Below are 16,635 nucleotides of genomic sequence, written 5' to 3' on the forward strand. Positions count from 1 at the left end.
CCAAAACAAAATCAGCACTCTCTCAACCGCGGGGTGGAGCAGCCCGGTAGCTCGTCAGGCTCATAACCTGAAGGCCGTAGGTTCAAATCCTACCCCCGCAACCAACGACGCTTGCGAATGACCATTCGCCACATTTCGCCGTGATCGTAGTGTGCGGTTCCCCGCAACCAACGATACTTGCGATACGAACGCATCGAGAACGCCACTGTCCGGATGGACCGTGGCGTTTTTCTTGTGCGCCGCGAACTGCAGGATCGCCGCTAGGTCGCCGCGCAGGATGATCGTCAGTTCGCCGTCGGTCGGCTGGAGCGTGATCTGCGAGACCAGTGTGCGCAGGCGCTCGGCAGCCTCGGTCTTCGTCTCTTCGGCCTGAAGGCTCTCATAAAGAGACGTGATCCGCTGCTGGTAGATCTCCGCCATGTTCGGATGGAGAAGGGGAGGCGGCTCCTCGGTATTGGCGACTTTCTGTTCCAGTTCCTCCTTGCGGGCTTCGAGCGTCGTCATTTTTTTCATGACCCGCTTGGATGCCTCAATGTCATCTGAGGCAAGGATAAGATTCAGAAGCTTATCCAGTTCTCTGTCGATGCGGGGAATTTCATTCCGCATTGCTGCGAGATCGGCACCCAGTTCCATGCGCAGTCGGTTCACCTCGCGGGTGAACTCGTTGCAGAACTCCTTGAACAGGTCCGGTTCCATCAGATGCGTGCGCAGCCCGCTCAGCACTGATGCTTCGAGGGCGTCGCGACGGATGTTGAGCCGATTGTCGCAGGTGCCCTTGTTGCGTGCTGTCGAGCAGCCGAGCAGATCTTTTGAGATCATGCTGTAACCACCACCACACCAGCCGCAGCGGATCAGCCCGGCAAAGAGATGGCGGGGACGCCGTTGCGCGCTGAGGGCCTCGTTTCCCCGTGCCGGCTGGCTGAACGTCGTTTCGGCCTGGCGGGCCTTTACGGCATCCCACAGATCCTGTTCGACGATCCGTAATTCCGGCACCTCCTGGATCACCCATTCGGATTCAGGATTGAGGCGTGAGACGCGCTTGCCGCTATCCGGATCCTTCAGATAACGCAGCCGGTTCCAGACCAGGCGCCCGACATACATCTCGTTGTTGAGGATACCGGTGCCGCGTTCCCGATTGCCGTGAATGGTGGACGGTCCCCAATCACGTCCCTGCGGACCCGGAACGCCGTCCCGGTTCAATTCCATGGCGATCGTGCGGGACGACTTTCCCCGTGTGTAATCGGTGAAGATCCGTCTGACTGTGCGGGCCTCCTCCTCGTTGATGGTCCGGTCGCCCCGGATGCGCTCGCCTTTCGCATCGAACTGGCGCACGACATCATAGCCATAGGAATTGCCGCCGCCGGACTTGCCGTCCTCAATACGCCCGCGCAGCCCCCGCCGAACCTTCTCGGCCAGATCCTTGAGGAACAGGGCATTCATGGTGCCCTTGAGGCCGATATGCAGGTGGGTAACGTCGCCCTCGGAGAGGGTGATGATCCGCACGCCAGCGAACGTCATCCGTTTGAACAGGCCGGCGATATCTTCCTGGTCGCGCGACAGCCGGTCCATGGCTTCGGCCACGATGATCGTGAAGCGGCCGCGCGTAGCGTCCTGGATCAGTTCCTGAATACCTGGGCGGAGCAGGGAAGCACCGGAGATGGCACGGTCGGTGTAGCTGTCGATGATCGTCCAGCCCTGTTTCTCCGCATGAAGCCGGCAGAGGCGCAACTGATCCTCGATCGACGCATCGCGCTGGTTGTCGGATGAGTAGCGGGCGTAGAGCGCGACTTTCACAATCCCATCTCCTTAATCCTGGAGATCGCGTCGCCTCGCGGCCTCCACTTCAGCGTTGACGAAATCCCGTGCGGCCTGACGGGCCAGAAGCCGGACCAGACTGACCAGCCGAGGATCGGCTCCATTGCGTAATGGTGTCACGTTGGCCTCCGGGGCGTCGAGAACGAGCCGCACCTTGCCCGCTATCGTATCGCGTTGGCGTGCCATCTTCCCGTCCTTTCTGCATGGACCTGTGAGTGGTTCTGACAGCACTGTGGAGGTCGGACGGGATAGGCGTGAACAGAAAAATACGTGGAAACAGGGAGATGCGCCGTGCAGAGAGGGCTTGGGGATACGCGCGAACATTCGCGGCTATCATGGTCGGCACTATCACAAATCAGTGATTGAACGACTATAATGGTCGTATTTTATCGTGACGCGTGTCGACTCGCAGATCGACTGGAGCAGATGTAGCTTCCGTAAAGTCGTGTCCGTGCCATTCCGTGGATGCGGTTTGACCTCTCGTGGGGCCGGGAGAGAGGAAGAGGGACGTGGGGTTTTTCGTGACGGATTCAGGGGTGGGAGAGAGGCTTCCGCCCGTCCGTTACGGAGTGTCCTGCCATGGCGAGCGCCATCCAGAAAATCGCCCTCAATGCGTCCCGTGATATTCCTTTCAACAAGCTGGTGCTGTCGCAGTCCAATGTGCGGCGTGTGAAGTCCGGTCTGTCGATCGAGGAACTGGCCCGCGACATCGAACGCCGCGGCCTGCTGCAGAGCCTGAACGTCCGTCCCGTCCTGAATGGTGAGGGGGCGGAAACCGGTGCCTACGAGGTGCCTGCTGGAGGGCGCCGGTTCCGCGCCCTCGAACTGTTGGTGAAGCAGAAGAAACTGGCGAAAACCGCCCCGGTGCCTTGTGTCGTGCGTGAGGCAGGATCGGCCATTCTCGCCGAGGATGATTCCCTGGCCGAAAACGTCCAGCGCGTGGCCCTGCATCCGCTGGACCAGTTTCGGGCTTTCCGTGACATGCTGGAGAAGGGCATGTCCGAGGAAGAAATCGCGGCCGCGTTCTTCGTCGTGCCCACCGTGGTCAAACAGCGTCTGCGCCTGATGACCGTGTCCGACAAACTGCGCGAGATCTACGAGCAGGATGGCATGAAGCTCGACCAGCTCATGGCCTTTTCGATCAGCGATGACCACACCCGTCAGGAACAGGTCTGGGAGATTATTGCCCAGAGCCACAATCGCGAACCCTATCTGATCCGCCGCATGCTGACGGAGAAAACCGTGCGGGCGTCAGATCGCCGGGTGCGCTTTGTCGGGCTGGACGTCTATCTTGCCGCCGGCGGTCCCGTCATGCGTGACCTGTTCGAGGCAGACGACGGCGGCTGGCTGCAGGATCCGACCCTGCTCGATCAGTTGGTGATGGAAAAGCTGCAGGAGGCGGCCGAACAGGTCCGTGCCGAAGGCTGGAAATGGGTCGAGACGGCGCTATCCTTCCCCTGGGGGCACACACGGCACTTAGCGGAGATCGACGGTGTGCCAGTGGTGCTCTTGGAAGAAGAAGCCGCCCGCCTGACCGCGCTGCACAGCGAGCAGGAAACGATCGAGGCGGAATACGCGCAGGCCGATGAATTCCCCGAAGACGTTGATATCCGCCTGGGCGAGATCGAGCAGGCCATTGAGGCGCTGGAAGAACGCCCTGTGTCCTTCGATCCGGTGGACATGCAGCGAGCCGGCGTCTTTGTCAGTCTCGATACCGACGGCACGTTGCTGGTCGAACGGGGCTTCGTTCTGCCCGAGGATATGCCGGTGGAGCCCGAGGATGGTCACGATGAGTCCGAGGGATATGATGACACGGTCGTTCATCACGGCACGGGTGACGATGTCGAAGGAATTGGGATGGAAGATACCTTCGATACCGAGCCCGAAGAAGAAGACGGACTCAAGCCGCTTTCCGACCGCCTGCTGACCGAACTGACGGCCTGGCGCACGCTGGCCCTGCGCGATGCGTTTGCCGGCAATCCGCATATCGCGCTGACGGAACTGCTCCACACGCTGATGCGCGACCTGTACTGGCAGGTCTCGGGCGCGGACTGCCTGGAAGCCTATGTTCGGGAAATCTCCCTGCCGGTGCATTCCCCCGACATGCCGGGCAGCCTGCCGGCTCATGCGCTGCGCCAGCGCAACGAAGGTTGGAAGCACGATCTGCCGGAGGATGAGGACGCGTTGTGGCGCTGGATCGACGGACTGGATGACACCAGCCGTCTGGCCCTGCTGGCGCATTGCCTGTCTTTCGGGATCAACGCGTTGCATGAATCGTCCCATGGCCCGTCTCTGGCACGCAGCGTCAGGGAACGGCTGGCGCGAGCCGACCGCCTCGCCACTGCGCTTACGCTTGATCTGGTCGAAGCGGGCTGGCAGCCGACGGTGGAGAACTATCTGGGCCGCGTCACCAAGGCCCGTATTCTCGAAGCCGTGCGCGAGGCGCGGGGAAGTGAGGCAGCCGAGCGTATTGCACATCTGAAAAAGAACGACATGGCGCAGGCGGCCGAAAGGCTGCTTGAGGGCGCCGGCTGGCTGCCCGAGGCTCTGCGGACGGCGAACGTGCCGGAGCGAACTGAAAGGGAAGAAGGGGCGGCGCGTATGACCGATAGTCATGATGCGGTCGCAGCCGAGTGAGATCTGTCGATGAATATCATGGGCGGCTTCCGGTCTCCGGGAGCCGCCTTTTGTATTGGAGCGATATCGCGCCGGAGTGGAAGCCGGCAGTCGTTAGTGATGGGTCACCGGTTGCAGGTGACGGTCCGTTTCAAGGCTGAGGGCTACTGGCCATAAAGGCGTTTTGGTATAGAAATCCGGTCTGCTGAAGCCGGAGCCTGTTCGGTGCTCGTTGAGCAGTCCTGCCCAGCACAGCGGTCGCAGGACATGGACGTAAAGACTGGCGGTCAGCTTGAAATCCCGGCGACGGATATCATCTTCCTCGCCCCCGTAGAGAACCGAACACAGCCGCTCTTCGGTGACGGCAACCTGAGCTTCGATATTAATGACGTTGAGAAAGATGTCCCAGTTGCCGAGCAGTGGCTCTTCGCTTCGGGTGTATGGACTGTGGTCGATGACAAAGAGAAGATGAGTCGTCAACAGCATCCAGAGCCGGGCTGGCTCCGATTTGAGCTTTCTCGCCAGGTCGGTCAGCCGCAGGGTTCCCTTGAAATGCCTTGCGAGCTTCGCACTGAGCAGAACCTCATGCAGGATCACCAGCGGCGGGAAATCATGTTCATTGAGGACTTTATTGACGGCATAGAGCTCTTCAACCGTATAGCCGGGCCAGTCAAATGCCTCGGCGGCTCATGCGACAAAATAGCGTTTCAGCGCCTTGCTGGGCGTGAGGCCGATCGGGCCGTGTTCCTCGATATAGCCGATCGTCAGCAGCGCGGCCTTCAGTATGAGGGCATGCGACAGGGGGAGGTCGCCGTCGTTGGGTGAATGGAATGGCCGCATCGGGTAAACAATGAACCAGACTGGTGCGAGTTGCCAATCTGGATTTGTGACGTGGAGCTCATCTCAGCTCAGTCTCCGTCGTCGTAATGTCGGCTTACGCCTCTTTTCTGCCGTTTCCGCAACCGATCAGGTTTCTCGAATGCAGACATCAGCATCGACCATCTTTCGCTTCATTTGTACCAACAACTGTGATACATATGTGCATACACGCAAGGAGGCTTTGTATGTCTGCTGTTACATTCCGGGTAGATGAAACGCTGAAGGCAGCCGCAGTTAAGAAGTTGTCGGCTCAAGGCATTTCACTTTCTGACGCACTGCGCGATACGCTCGCGTATATTGCTGAAACGGGTCGCTCTCCCGTCAAGCGGAGGCTTGTCACAGACGAGGATGCGGAGCTTATCGAGATTGTGCGCGAACGCCTAAAAAACCCTGCCCAAAAGCATCGTATGACTTTTGCAGAGCTTAAGAACCGTCATCGCGAATGAAAGAGTATTGTCTTGAATTCGACGACAGAGCGCTCAGAGAGTGGGATGCTCTTGACGGCAGCGTGCGTAAGAAATTTGAAAAGAAGCTGGAAAAGCTGATCTGGAACCCTCACTCTCCAGGAAACGAACTGCATCGCGACCTATCAGGGTTTTATAAGATCAAGCTTCTGAAAGATGGTTACCGCCTTGTTTATCAGGTCATCGACGAACGGATCGTCATCTATGTAATTGCCGTTGGCCGGAGAGCCGATAATGAGATTTATGAACTGGCTTCGAAGCGAACAGAGTGAATTTACTTTCTTGGTAGAAAGTCAGCTCCCGCCTCATTTTTGTCATTCAATGCCCGGTTAAGCTTCTCGAATAGCGGACTATTTTCGGTTTTTCTTGACGTAAGGAGCCTGAGCAGTCAGCGGTGAGGTCATGGATACCATCAGCCTTCTTGCTCTACTCCTGACGCTCTCGGCAGGCTTCAGCATTCTCAACCACCATACGTTGCGTGTTCCTGTCACGATCGGCGTTCTGGTCTTCTCATTGCTGACCTCGCTTCTGGTCATGATCCTGAACCCTCTGATCCCGGCCTATGACCTTCAGGCTCTCCCACGGTCTGTACTCGGCGCGATCAATCTGCCTGCGGCACTTCTGAACGGTGCCCTGTCGCTGCTGCTTTTTGCGGGAGCCATGCAGGTGGATGTCGGGCATCTGCGAGCAAAGCTGATGTCTGTGACCGCTCTCTCCATTCTGGGAACCGTTCTGGCCGTGGCGTTTCTGGCGGTCGCGGCGTGGTGTGTTTTCCCGCTGCTGGGCCATGCCGTTCCCTTTACATGGTGCATCGTGCTCGGCGCTATCCTCGCTCCGACAGACCCGGTTTCGGTCGTGGGAATGCTGAAACGTCTGGGACTGCCAGGACCGCTACAGGCCGTCTTTGCGGGCGAGAGCCTGTTCAATGACGGCGTGGGCGTCGTCATTTTCGGTGTGACGATCGGGCTGGCGACTGGAGACAGTCAAGGGGTGGGCGCTTCTGAGATTGCCATGAGCTTCTGCCGCGAAGCGCTCGGTGGTGGTCTTCTTGGAGCGATAACCGGGTGGATTGCTCTTCGTGTGCTCAAGGGACAGCGTGACCCGCATATTGATCTGCTGACCTCGCTGGCTCTGGCGACCGGAACCTTCAGCATCGCCAATCAGTTGGGGATGTCCGGTGCGATTGCCGTCGTCGTGGCCGGTCTCTGCTTCGGAACCAGCTACAGCCATTCCATTTTCGATGAAGTATCGCGCAAGGAACTCGACATTGCATGGACGCTGATTGACGAAGTGCTGAACGTCCTGCTGTTCATGCTCATCGGCTTTGAAATACTGGAGATCACGCCGCATCTGTTCACGGTTCTGGCGACGCTTGCCGTGATCCCGCTGTCCATTGCCGTGCGGGCATTGAGTGTGCTGTTCTCCACCCTGCCGGTTCATCTCCGGCAGTGGGAGCGGGGCCGTGTCCTCGGCATCCTGACATGGGGCGGCCTGCGTGGCGGCATCTCGGTTTCTCTGGCGCTTGGCCTGCCGCACGGAGACCTGCGTGATCTGCTGCTGCCTGTCTGTTACGGTGTCGTGGTGTTCACCATCATCGTGCAGGGGCTGACCATGGAGCGGGTCGCCCGCAGGCTCTATCCGTCAATCGTCTCCCGGCCGCAGTAATGCCGTCTTCCCTTCTTCCCGTCTCGATTTCCGCCCGGCGGGTTCTCATTCTCGGGCTTGTCGCAGGCTATGTGGATGCCCTGAGTTTCGTCGATCTGAGCGGTGTCTTTGCCGGCGCGATGACCGGCAATACCACGCATATGGGCGCCTCGTTTATCAGTGGGAACTGGCAGCACGGCCTGCTTCTGATGGGTGTGCTGGGCGTATTTTTTCTTGCCGCTATTCTGGCCAGCCTGATGCGGCTGTTATGGTCGCCAGCTTGCGGGGTCATGGTCATGACGATCTTCATGGTTCTGGCGCAGGCGGTTCAGGGATCGTCCCTGCGTTACTGGGGAGAATTTCTCGTGCTTCCGGCACTTCTGGCCGTGCAGGGCGAAACGATCGCGAAATTCTCCGGCACGCCCATGCCCACGATCGTCGTGACGACAAACCTGTTAAAAGCCGCATCGGGAATTGCGGAATGGATGGCGTCATGGATTGCGCCGGACAGGAACATTCGCCCTATCGCAGGAAGCATTTTTCTGCCGCTACTTTCGTGGGGGGCTTTTCTGGCAGGCGTGATGGCCGCCGCTACGGGGCTGGCCCTGCACGGTAGTTTTCCGTTCCTCTGGCCCGTCCCTTTCCTTGTCTTTCTATACCGGGATATCTGGAAAACGGAGCGTTCCGGGCAGGACGATAATTGAACACCCTGTCTGACAGGTCAGGATCAGACGCAGGACGTAACGCGTTTATGATGCGAATCTGCCTCTCGGTCAGGTCAGATTTTCATGCCTGACAGCCGACATTCAGCTTCCCCCCCAAATCTGCCTGTCGGCTTCACCAATTCAGCAGACAGGCAGTGCTCACCTCAAGTCAGACGAGGTTGTAAGCCTTCTGTTGTATTCCTCGTGAGGCTTCCCAAATTCATAGGAACTGCATCTTTTAAGAAGGATCTGTCATGACCAGCCTGTTTGAGCCGATTGAACTGGGAAGCATTTACGCCAAAAACAGAATTCTCATGGCGCCGCTGACACGCGGTCGGAGCACCCGTGATCATGTGCCCACCCCCATCATGGCCGAATATTACGCGCAACGGGCCGGAGCCGGTCTGATCATCTCAGAAGCGACCGGGATCAGCCGCGAAGGTCTTGGCTGGCCGTATGCGCCGGGCCTGTGGTCGCAGGAACAGGTGGAAGCCTGGAAGCCCATCACCGCCGCAGTTCACGCCAAGGGCGGAAAGATTGTGGCCCAGCTCTGGCATATGGGTCGGATGGTTCATTCCAGCGTGACGGGCCAGCAACCTGTGTCCTGCTCGGCGACAAAAGCGCCTGAAGCCCTCCATACGTACGATGGCAAGCAGGCTCCCGAAGTCGCCCGCCCTCTCACCAAGGAGGACATTGCCCGCATCCTGAACGACTACGAAAATGCTGCTCGCAATGCCCTTCAGGCAGGCTTTGACGGTGTGCAGATTCATGCCGCCAACGGTTATCTGATCGACGAATTTCTGCGGGACGGCACCAATCATCGTTCCGACGAATATGGCGGTTCGCCGGAAAACCGCATCCGCTTCCTGCGTGAAGTCACCGAACGCGTGATCGCAACGATTGGCGCGCACAAAACGTCAGTAAGGCTGTCCCCCAATGGCGATACGCAGGGCTGCATCGACAGTCATCCAGGGCAGGTTTTTGTGCCGGCCGCAAAGCTGCTGAATGACCTCGATATCGCTTTCCTTGAACTGCGCGAGCCCGGACCGAACGGCACGTTCGGCAAGACCGACCAGCCCAAGCTGCATGGTCCGATCCGCGAAGTCTTCAGGAAGCCGCTGGTTCTGAATCAGGACTACACACGGGAAGAAGCGATCGAGACAGTCGCTACCGGTGTTGCGGACGCCATTTCGTTTGGTCGGCCTTTCCTCGCCAATCCGGACCTCGTGCGTCGTCTGGAAGACAATCTGCCCCAGAACAAGGACGATATCCGCACCTGGTACTCGCAGGGTGCAGAAGGCTATACGGATTATCCGCTTGCTCGCTGATACCCTATTTTTCCCGCAAGTTCCTTCCAATGGAAGGAACTTGCATTTGAACTATAGAAAATATTTAGCCGCCGACGTGATACTTGTCGTGAAGTAGGCGAAATCACCTGAATAGTTCTACTCCCTGCCATGAATGTGAACACTGCGAAAGGCTGTTTTCGGTAACTCTATCCCGATAGCCGACTGTCTGTTTCCCCCAGTCACCCGACGAGTAGTCTTGTTCGTTCGCGCACCGCTTCCAGTTCTCTTTCGGAGACCCGACCTTTATGCTTTGCTCGTCTGGCGCGCCAATCAAGACTGCGAACCTGATCAGAGAGAACCACGCTTGTCGGCTCTCCTGTCAAAGGCACTTCAAAGGGATACCCTTTGATTTTTGTCGTTGTCGGGCAACAAACAATCATACCAGATTTTTTGTTGTAACTAACTGGCGAAAGCACCACAGCCGGGCGATGCCCAGATTGTTCACGCCCTGCCTGAGGATCAAACTCCAGCCAGACGATGTCTCCGCAATCTGGCACCCATGCTGACATTTACCAGATCTCTCCGCCAATTTCAGGCCCAAAACTCACTTCACCGTGACGGTTATCATCCGTGATGGCGGCAGTCAGGGTGTCCAGCGAAAGGACAGCAGGGTGAACCGGTTGAATGATGATACGCCCATCTTCTTCCCGGACATCAACAGCCTGATTGATCTGTAGGTGAACCGCTTCAAGGATATTGGCTGGTAGACGGATGGCAGCGCTGTTCCCCCATTTGCGAACGGTCCCATGCATTGGATCTCTCCTTTGTGTGTCTACATTGTAGATACACCTTCGGCCACTTCTGTTTCAAGCTAAAAGTAGCCAATGTCCGCTTCCAATGAGCCAGGTATGCAAACCGGACCTTCTGCATTCCCCCCTAGTCCGCCTGTCTGCTCAGTGATGTAGGAGCAGACAGGCGGCAGTCGCCTACATGTCGGTCGTAAAGAGAGTCGCTCAAGGTTTTGGTAAGCGGACATCCTGTGTCGGCGACGCAAGCCAGCCCGCCAGTTGCCGGACCATGGATCTCGCGACACGGCCCGCCCCCAGGAGGGTTGCGGATGCGGGGCCGCACCAGGAACCATACCCCAGCAGCCACAGGCGTGGCTCCCTGATGGCCTGCTGCCCGTTCACGTGAATCAGCCCGTCCGGCTCGATCACGTCGAGTGGTGCAAATGCAGAGAGCGCGGGACGGAAGCCTGTACACCAGATGATCGCGTCAATGGCTTCTTCCCGCCCGTCGGGCCAGACGACGCCCGTTGCCGTCATGCGCACGAACGGCCGTACCGCGTGGAGTACGCCGCGCGCCTTGGCGGCCCGCACGGGTGGCACCATGACGATATCGCCAAAGCCTCCTGTCGGCATGGCGCCGGCGTTGCCCAAAACACGTGCGGTCGCCCGTTCGAACAGAACCCGTCCGTCCACATCGTCGGGCAGGAATACCGGATCCTCCAGCGTCACCCACGTTGCGTTCGCGAGCAGTGACACTTCCGGCAGGATCTGCGCCCCGGAATTGCCGCCACCGACCACGAGCACGCGCCGACCGGCAAAAGGTGCGGCGCTCTGATAGTGCGCGGAATGGATCTGCGTCCCGCCAAAGAATTCATGCCCCGCGACATCAGGAACGAACGGGACCGACCATGTGCCGGTCGCACCGATGACGGCACGGCTCAGAAAATCGCCCGCGTTTGTGCGGATATTCAGGAATTTCCCACCGGCCCGTTCCACGCGCCCGACCGTTACAGGACGGCGGATCGGCGGCGCATAGCGCGCCTCGTAGCGGTGCAGATAGTCCAACACCTCGTCACGGGTCGGATAGCCGCCATCCGGCGTGTCTGGCATCGGCCAGCCGAGCAGCGAACTGTAGGACGCGGGTGAAAACAGATGCAGGGAGTCCCAGCCATGCACCCATGCACCACCCGCCTGCGTCCCGTTATCAAGAATGACGTAACGCAGTCCGGTCCGTCGTAGAAAATACGACGCGGCGAGGGCCGCCTGACCGCCTCCCACGATCACAACATCGAACTGTTCCGCCATTGCCCGGCTCACAGACTTTCCGGGAGACGGAATTCCGCCTTGCGTTCGCTGTAGCGATCAACGAGGTAGTCGGCCCGGTCGCGCAGCAGCCATGTGAACTTCATCAGCTCCTCCATGACATCTACCATCCGGTCATAGAGGGGAGACGGTTTCATCCGGTCGTCGTCACCGAACTGGGTATAGGCCATCGGCACACTGGACTGGTTGGGGATGGTGAACATCCGCATCCACCGGCCCAGCACCCGAAGGGCATTGACGGAATTGAAGCTCTGCGATCCACCCGAAACCTGCATGACGGCCAGCGTGCGGCCCTGCGTCGGGCGGATCGAGCCTTCGAACAACGGCAGCCAGTCGATCTGGTTCTTGAACACGGCAGTGATGTTGCCGTGCCGTTCGGGGCTGCACCAGACCTGACCTTCCGACCAGATCGAGAGTTTCCGCAGTTCCTGCACTTTCGGATGGGTCGCGGGCACGGAATCCGCTACCGGCAGGTCGGTCGGGTCGAACACCCGTGTCTCGGCGCCGAGGACTTTCAGAATGCGCTCTGCCTCCAGCACCAGCAGGCGGCTGAACGAGCGGGGACGCAAAGAGCCATAGAGCAGAAGGATACGCGGCGGATGGTCCACACGCGGTTGCGGTTCCAGCCGCGCGAGATCGACCGGTTCAAGATACTCCGGATGCAAGGCTGGCAGCTCAGGTTCGGTCATATATATCGGTCCTGTCGTGTATTACGGGTGACTGATCCGGGGCAGCCATAGGGCCAGCGCCGCGAGTGTTGCCAGCAGGACGGGCGGGGTGATCACCAGTCCGACCTTCATATACTGCCTCCATGTGACCCGATGATTTTTGGATGCCAGCACATGCAGCCAGAGCAGTGTCGCGAGACTGCCGATCGGCGTGAATTTCGGCCCGAGGTCGCAGCCGATGATGTTGGCATAGACCATCAGGTCGCGTGTCAGCGGCGTGATGTCGTGAGCCTGCTGGATCGCTAGTGCCCCGACCAGCACACTCGGCATATTGTTCATGATGGACGACAGAACAGCCGCCAGAAAGCCGGCGCCGATGGTGGCGATGAACGGCCCCTGATGGCCAAGCCAGACCAGTGCGGCCGCAAGGTAGTCGGTCAGCCCGGCATTGCGCAGGCCATACACCACCAGATACATGCCCAGCGAGAAGATCACGATCTGCCATGGTGCGCCTATCAGCACCTTGCGAACAGGGATCACCCGGCCATATCCGGCGACGAGCAACAGGGTTCCGGCGGCCAGACAGGCTACAACACAGACCGGGATATGAAACGGCGCTGTCAGGAAATAGGCCGCCAGAACGAGGACCAGCAGCGGAAATGCCGCCCGAAATACATGGTGGTCACGAATTGCCGCAGCGGGTGCTGGCAGTTCGGCGACGGGATAGGTCGCAGGCACCTGCCGCCGGTACCACAGCCAAAGCACAGCCAGCGTCGCGCCCAGCGCCACCAGATCGACAGGGACCATGATCGCGGCATAGCGATCAAACGCAATGCCAAAGAAATTGGCGCTGACGATGTTCACCAGGTTGGAAATGACAAGCGGCAGGCTGGTGGTATCCGCGACGAACCCAGTGGCGATAATAAAGGCCAGCGCCGCGCCATGGCTCAGGCGCAGTTGCGTCAGGATAGCGATGACAATGGGCGTCAGCAGCAGCGCCGCGCCGTCATTGGCGAAAACCGCTGCAATGGCCGCTCCCAGCACCACGATCAGCGGGAATAGCGTCCGGCCTCGCCCTTTGCCCCAGCGTACGACGTGCAGGGCGGCCCAATGGAAGAACCCTGCCTCATCCAGCAACAGCGAGATGACGATCAGCGCGATAAAGGTGAAGGTCGCGTCCCAGACGATGTGCCAGACGACAGGAATATCGTGCCAGTGGATGACATCGGTCGCCAGTGCCACGGCGGCACCGGCCATCGCACTCCAGCCGATGCCGAGACCCCGTGGCTGCCAGATGACGAAGACCAGCGTTGCAATGAAAATGGCGAGGGCCAGCATCAGACGATCCGCTTTCCGGCCTCATCCACGATCTTCTCGCCGTCCTCCCTGGCGAATGCGCCGCGCTGTGGGGAGGGAAGAATATCCAGCACCGTTTCGGACGGACGGCAGAGCGCAACACCGAGTGGCGTTGCGACGATGGGCCGGTTGATCAGGATCGGGTGTGCGATCATGGCGTCGATCAGCGTATCATCGCTCAGGGCCGGATTATCGAGGCCGAGCTCGTGAAAGGGCGTGCCCTTTTCCCGCAGGACCGCGCGCACCGGAACCCCCATACGGGCGATCAGATCGAACAGTTCCGCGCGGCTCGGTGGGGTTTTCAGATATTCGATGATCCTGGGCTCCTCGCCGCTATTGCGGATCAGTGCCAGCACGTTGCGCGACGTGCCGCAGGCCGGATTGTGGTAGATGGTGACGGTCATGGGCAGGAGGCCGGGCTCGGGCTGCAGGAAGACAGGTTCGCGATCAGGGGCGCGCAGAGTTCGGGGCTGCCCGCACAGCAGTCCCTGACGAGGAAAAGCATCAGGTCGCGCAGGCGCGGAAGACACGCACGATAGACGATCAGCCGGCTGTGGCGCTGCGAGGTCAGCAGGCCGGCACGGGTCAGGGTGGCAAGATGGGCCGAGATCGTGTTCTGCGGGACATCGAGATGCCGCGCGACGTCTCCGGCGGGTAGTCCGTCCGGTTCGTGGCGCACCAGCAGGCGGAAGATCTCCAGCCGCGTGGACTGGGACAGCGCGTTGAGGGCCGAGAGTGCGGATTCTGTATCCATAAATCGACGATCACAGATATATGGGATGAAGTCAAGACTACCCAGGACATGCCTCGTTCAGAGCTTGGAACGCGGCTTCACACGCCGAACAGGCGGCCGATCCCGCCCGTGACGATCATTGCCACAATACCCCAGAACGTCACACGCAGTGCTGGGCGCAGAGGCGCTGCGCCGCCGGCAATCGCGCCAACGACCCCCAGAACAGCGAGAACCACGACGGACGTCAGGGACACGCCCCAGGACACCCACGCCACGGGCGTCAGAACCGCCGCCAGCACAGGCAGTAGTGCTCCGGATGAAAAGGCGGTTGCTGAGGCGAATGCCGCCTGTATGGGTCGTGCCGCCGTGGCTTCGGACAGACCCAGTTCATCCCTTGCATGGGCACCGAGCGCATCATGCTTCATGAGGGCAACGGCGACCTTGCGCGAGAGGTCTTTATCCAGCCCTCTCTTCTGATAAATCCCGGCCAGTTCGGTGACTTCGCCCTCCCAGTCCGTGACCAGTTCCTGTTTCTCGCGGGCGATGTCGGCGTGTTCGGAATCGGCCTGGGAACTGACCGAGACATACTCGCCCGCCGCCATGGACAGGGCGCCCGCGACAAGCGCGGACAGTCCCGCGACGAGAATGCTGCCGCGTGTCGCATGAGAACTGGCAACGCCGACGATGAGGCTGCCGGTCGACAGCGTTCCGTCATTGGCGCCGAGAACAGCCGCACGCAGCCATCCCAGTTTCTCGACGGCATGACGTTCGGCCAAAGGATGGAGACGCGACATAAGATGACCTGCTGCTTCTGGTGAATACAAATAAAGGTTAAGATGCATCATTTGCCGCGACAACAGATATTTCATTCTGATATTGCGAGTTATTTTCAATATTGTTTATGTTTTAGGAAAATCTGTTCTGTTCAGAATCCTGTCAGGTAAGCATGATACGGAAGTGGATTCAGGGTTCTTTTTTGCCGAGACGTATATGCCTTATTCAACGCCGGACATCACAGATAGCCTGCTGCGTTACGACAGGCCGACGATCATCCTTCACTGGATGACGGCCTTTCTGGTGCTGCTTCAGTTTGCTCTTGGCGAAACCTGGAACTGGCCAACAAAACCCGTCCATCATCTGATGGTGGTCGCGCATCTGACAGCCGGCATCCTGCTGACCGCAATTATGGTGTTCCGCATTGTCTGGCGTCTGACGAAAGGCCGGCATCTGTCGGACCTTCTCGTGCCTGTGGACCGGGTATTCGCCCTTGGAGCAGAGTACACGCTCTATGTGCTGCTTCTGGCGGAAATCTTGCTGGGCTATCTCTGGCGATGGGGTGCCGGGCAGACGATGAGTTTTTTCGGCCTCCTGATTCCATCCCCGTTCGCGCGGTTCCCGGCGGAAACCGTGACGTGGTTTCAGACGCTACATTACTGGAACGCCTGGTTGATTATGGGTCTTGCGACAGGCCATGGCGCGGCGGCGCTTTTTCATCAGTTCGTCCTGAAGGACAAAGTTCTCGGGCGCATGTTGCCGCAGTGTTTCTTGCTCCGTCAGTGAGGCGGTCAGTATCCTGTCTGATTGTATGACTGGGCACACCGTGATGCTGGGTCGCCAACAAGCCAGAAGTGATGATTTTTTTGTTGTCATCAGCAGCTCCACATGAATGCCGGTTCATGGGAATTGTCTCCTGTCGAACGGGAAAATAAGAAAGTATCGACCCAATGACGATCGTGCCGCGTGGCGTGGGACCAGAAAGACCGGGGTCGGCTCTTGAGGTGCTCCTCATCTTTCTCAGGCTGGGCGTCACCTGCTTCGGCGGGCCGATCGCGCATATCGGGTATTTCCGGGACGAATTCGTCGTCCGACGCCGGTGGCTCAATGAGCGCGCCTATGCCGATCTCGTCGGGCTGTGTCAGTTCCTGCCCGGTCCCGCGAGCAGCCAGGTGGGATTTTCCATTGGCCTGATGCGGGCCGGTTATGCAGGCGGTTTTGCGGCGTGGGCGGGGTTCACCCTGCCTTCGGCACTTATACTGGTCCTCTTCGCCTATGGCGCGAACGCGCTTGCCGGCCCGACTGGTGCAGGCCTTCTGCATGGACTGAAACTCGTCGCCGTCGCCATCGTCGCACAGGCCGTATGGGGCATGGCGCGCACGCTGTGTCCGGACCGGACGCGAGCTTCGATCGCGGTCACGGCCGCGCTCATCGTTCTGTTCGCCATCTCACCGCTTGCCCAGATCGCGGCCATCGTTCTCGGGGGCCTCGCCGGCTTGTGGCTTTGCCGCTCTGTGCAGACGTCAGATGGCGAGCATATTACAGTGCCCGTATCGCATCGTGCAGGGATCGTCGCACTGGC

Annotated in this window: 18 protein-coding genes, 1 tRNA gene and 1 pseudogene; 9 read left to right on the top strand and 11 right to left on the bottom strand. The window is 59.4% G+C overall.

The genetic code is table 11. The features are described from left to right. Positions 1 to 27: 27 nt before the first annotated feature. A tRNA-Met gene (locus AB2L51_RS14155) sits at positions 28 to 104 on the top strand. Here AB2L51_RS14155 and AB2L51_RS14160 read toward each other — a convergent pair. Continuing rightward, positions 61 to 1,794, bottom strand: a complete 1,734-nt coding sequence (locus tag AB2L51_RS14160) for a recombinase family protein (protein ID WP_395582931.1) — start codon at positions 1,792 to 1,794, stop codon at positions 61 to 63. The two genes, AB2L51_RS14155 and AB2L51_RS14160, sit on opposite strands and share 44 nt — an antisense overlap. Positions 1,795 to 1,806: 12 nt before the next feature. Then, complete coding sequence (locus AB2L51_RS14165; protein ID WP_048846582.1) at positions 1,807 to 2,001, bottom strand: hypothetical protein; 195 nt, start codon at positions 1,999 to 2,001, stop codon at positions 1,807 to 1,809. Positions 2,002 to 2,394: 393 nt separating this feature from the next. On the opposite strand from AB2L51_RS14165, the gene AB2L51_RS14170 reads away from it, so the two are divergent. Next, complete coding sequence (locus tag AB2L51_RS14170; protein ID WP_048846583.1) at positions 2,395 to 4,452, top strand: ParB/RepB/Spo0J family partition protein; 2,058 nt, start codon at positions 2,395 to 2,397, stop codon at positions 4,450 to 4,452. Positions 4,453 to 4,545: 93 nt separating this feature from the next. Here the strand turns inward: AB2L51_RS14170 and AB2L51_RS14175 are convergent. Continuing rightward, positions 4,546 to 5,271 (bottom strand): annotated as a pseudogene (locus AB2L51_RS14175) (hypothetical protein). A gap of 224 nt (positions 5,272 to 5,495) precedes the next feature. Between AB2L51_RS14175 and AB2L51_RS14180 the strand changes: the two are divergent. The 5 genes from AB2L51_RS14180 to AB2L51_RS14200 all read left to right on the top strand — a co-directional run bounded on the left by AB2L51_RS14180 (position 5,496) and on the right by AB2L51_RS14200 (position 9,450). Then, positions 5,496 to 5,756 (top strand): type II toxin-antitoxin system RelB/DinJ family antitoxin, encoded by a 261-nt coding sequence (locus tag AB2L51_RS14180; protein WP_003618686.1) that lies wholly within the window; start codon positions 5,496 to 5,498, stop codon positions 5,754 to 5,756. Continuing rightward, positions 5,753 to 6,046 (top strand): type II toxin-antitoxin system RelE family toxin, encoded by a 294-nt coding sequence (locus AB2L51_RS14185; protein ID WP_003618711.1) that lies wholly within the window; start codon positions 5,753 to 5,755, stop codon positions 6,044 to 6,046. The genes AB2L51_RS14180 and AB2L51_RS14185 overlap by 4 nt, the downstream gene beginning before the upstream one ends. Positions 6,047 to 6,176: 130 nt before the next feature. Next, on the top strand, positions 6,177 to 7,439 hold the full coding sequence (locus AB2L51_RS14190) for a cation:proton antiporter (protein ID WP_003618713.1): 1,263 nt from the start codon (positions 6,177 to 6,179) through the stop codon (positions 7,437 to 7,439). Beyond that, positions 7,439 to 8,122: a YoaK family protein gene (locus AB2L51_RS14195; RefSeq protein ID WP_003618716.1), complete on the top strand. Its 684-nt coding sequence runs from the start codon at positions 7,439 to 7,441 to the stop codon at positions 8,120 to 8,122. The genes AB2L51_RS14190 and AB2L51_RS14195 overlap by 1 nt, the downstream gene beginning before the upstream one ends. Before the next feature lie 254 nt (positions 8,123 to 8,376). Continuing rightward, positions 8,377 to 9,450, top strand: coding sequence for an alkene reductase (locus AB2L51_RS14200; protein WP_003618718.1), 1,074 nt, complete (start codon positions 8,377 to 8,379; stop codon positions 9,448 to 9,450). A 200-nt stretch (positions 9,451 to 9,650) separates the two neighbouring features. Here AB2L51_RS14200 and mazF read toward each other — a convergent pair whose 3' ends face one another. The 8 genes from mazF to AB2L51_RS14240 form a co-directional block, all read right to left on the bottom strand. Further along, entirely contained in the window at positions 9,651 to 9,980 is a 330-nt protein-coding gene (gene mazF, locus AB2L51_RS14205; protein WP_003618720.1) for an endoribonuclease MazF, read from the bottom strand. Further along, complete coding sequence (locus AB2L51_RS14210; protein WP_003618721.1) at positions 9,981 to 10,223, bottom strand: AbrB/MazE/SpoVT family DNA-binding domain-containing protein; 243 nt, start codon at positions 10,221 to 10,223, stop codon at positions 9,981 to 9,983. A gap of 201 nt (positions 10,224 to 10,424) precedes the next feature. Beyond that, on the bottom strand, positions 10,425 to 11,504 hold the full coding sequence (locus AB2L51_RS14215; protein WP_003618723.1) for an ArsO family NAD(P)H-dependent flavin-containing monooxygenase: 1,080 nt from the start codon (positions 11,502 to 11,504) through the stop codon (positions 10,425 to 10,427). An 8-nt stretch (positions 11,505 to 11,512) separates the two neighbouring features. Beyond that, positions 11,513 to 12,211: an arsenical resistance protein ArsH gene (gene arsH, locus AB2L51_RS14220; protein WP_003618725.1), complete on the bottom strand. Its 699-nt coding sequence runs from the start codon at positions 12,209 to 12,211 to the stop codon at positions 11,513 to 11,515. A gap of 21 nt (positions 12,212 to 12,232) precedes the next feature. Further along, on the bottom strand, positions 12,233 to 13,528 hold the full coding sequence (locus tag AB2L51_RS14225; protein ID WP_048859141.1) for an arsenic transporter: 1,296 nt from the start codon (positions 13,526 to 13,528) through the stop codon (positions 12,233 to 12,235). After that, a complete protein-coding gene (gene arsC, locus AB2L51_RS14230; RefSeq protein WP_048859140.1) occupies positions 13,528 to 13,950 on the bottom strand; it encodes an arsenate reductase (glutaredoxin) in 423 nt (140 codons plus the stop codon). The genes AB2L51_RS14225 and arsC overlap by 1 nt, the downstream gene beginning before the upstream one ends. Then, positions 13,947 to 14,300, bottom strand: coding sequence for an ArsR/SmtB family transcription factor (locus tag AB2L51_RS14235; RefSeq protein ID WP_003618728.1), 354 nt, complete (start codon positions 14,298 to 14,300; stop codon positions 13,947 to 13,949). Before AB2L51_RS14235 ends, arsC begins: the two co-directional genes overlap by 4 nt. Before the next feature lie 77 nt (positions 14,301 to 14,377). Continuing rightward, positions 14,378 to 15,073 (bottom strand): VIT1/CCC1 transporter family protein, encoded by a 696-nt coding sequence (locus AB2L51_RS14240; RefSeq protein ID WP_035379753.1) that lies wholly within the window; start codon positions 15,071 to 15,073, stop codon positions 14,378 to 14,380. Between the two features lie 196 nt (positions 15,074 to 15,269). On the opposite strand from AB2L51_RS14240, the gene AB2L51_RS14245 reads away from it, so the two are divergent. After that, positions 15,270 to 15,839 (top strand): cytochrome b, encoded by a 570-nt coding sequence (locus AB2L51_RS14245; RefSeq protein WP_040511740.1) that lies wholly within the window; start codon positions 15,270 to 15,272, stop codon positions 15,837 to 15,839. Positions 15,840 to 16,003: 164 nt separating this feature from the next. Beyond that, on the top strand, positions 16,004 to 16,635 hold a 632-nt coding region (locus tag AB2L51_RS14250; protein ID WP_395582930.1), incomplete at its 3' end, for a chromate transporter.

The sequence above is a fragment of the Acetobacter fabarum genome (genome assembly GCF_040702925.2).
GTDB lineage: Bacteria > Pseudomonadota > Alphaproteobacteria > Acetobacterales > Acetobacteraceae > Acetobacter > Acetobacter fabarum_B.

What these genes read in the sequence shown, in the direction of transcription:
- AB2L51_RS14165 (WP_048846582.1), bottom strand. Translation starts at nt 2,001, where the DNA reads ATGGCACGCCAACGCGATACGATAGCGGGCAAGGTGCGGCTCGTTCTC.
- AB2L51_RS14170 (WP_048846583.1), top strand. Translation starts at nt 2,395, where the DNA reads ATGGCGAGCGCCATCCAGAAAATCGCCCTCAATGCGTCCCGTGATATT.
- AB2L51_RS14180 (WP_003618686.1), top strand. Translation starts at nt 5,496, where the DNA reads ATGTCTGCTGTTACATTCCGGGTAGATGAAACGCTGAAGGCAGCCGCA.
- AB2L51_RS14185 (WP_003618711.1), top strand. Translation starts at nt 5,753, where the DNA reads ATGAAAGAGTATTGTCTTGAATTCGACGACAGAGCGCTCAGAGAGTGG.
- AB2L51_RS14190 (WP_003618713.1), top strand. Translation starts at nt 6,177, where the DNA reads ATGGATACCATCAGCCTTCTTGCTCTACTCCTGACGCTCTCGGCAGGC.
- AB2L51_RS14195 (WP_003618716.1), top strand. Translation starts at nt 7,439, where the DNA reads ATGCCGTCTTCCCTTCTTCCCGTCTCGATTTCCGCCCGGCGGGTTCTC.
- AB2L51_RS14200 (WP_003618718.1), top strand. Translation starts at nt 8,377, where the DNA reads ATGACCAGCCTGTTTGAGCCGATTGAACTGGGAAGCATTTACGCCAAA.
- mazF (WP_003618720.1), bottom strand. Translation starts at nt 9,980, where the DNA reads ATGTCAGCATGGGTGCCAGATTGCGGAGACATCGTCTGGCTGGAGTTT.
- AB2L51_RS14210 (WP_003618721.1), bottom strand. Translation starts at nt 10,223, where the DNA reads ATGCATGGGACCGTTCGCAAATGGGGGAACAGCGCTGCCATCCGTCTA.
- AB2L51_RS14215 (WP_003618723.1), bottom strand. Translation starts at nt 11,504, where the DNA reads ATGGCGGAACAGTTCGATGTTGTGATCGTGGGAGGCGGTCAGGCGGCC.
- arsH (WP_003618725.1), bottom strand. Translation starts at nt 12,211, where the DNA reads ATGACCGAACCTGAGCTGCCAGCCTTGCATCCGGAGTATCTTGAACCG.
- AB2L51_RS14225 (WP_048859141.1), bottom strand. Translation starts at nt 13,528, where the DNA reads ATGCTGGCCCTCGCCATTTTCATTGCAACGCTGGTCTTCGTCATCTGG.
- arsC (WP_048859140.1), bottom strand. Translation starts at nt 13,950, where the DNA reads ATGACCGTCACCATCTACCACAATCCGGCCTGCGGCACGTCGCGCAAC.
- AB2L51_RS14235 (WP_003618728.1), bottom strand. Translation starts at nt 14,300, where the DNA reads ATGGATACAGAATCCGCACTCTCGGCCCTCAACGCGCTGTCCCAGTCC.
- AB2L51_RS14240 (WP_035379753.1), bottom strand. Translation starts at nt 15,073, where the DNA reads ATGTCGCGTCTCCATCCTTTGGCCGAACGTCATGCCGTCGAGAAACTG.
- AB2L51_RS14245 (WP_040511740.1), top strand. Translation starts at nt 15,270, where the DNA reads ATGCCTTATTCAACGCCGGACATCACAGATAGCCTGCTGCGTTACGAC.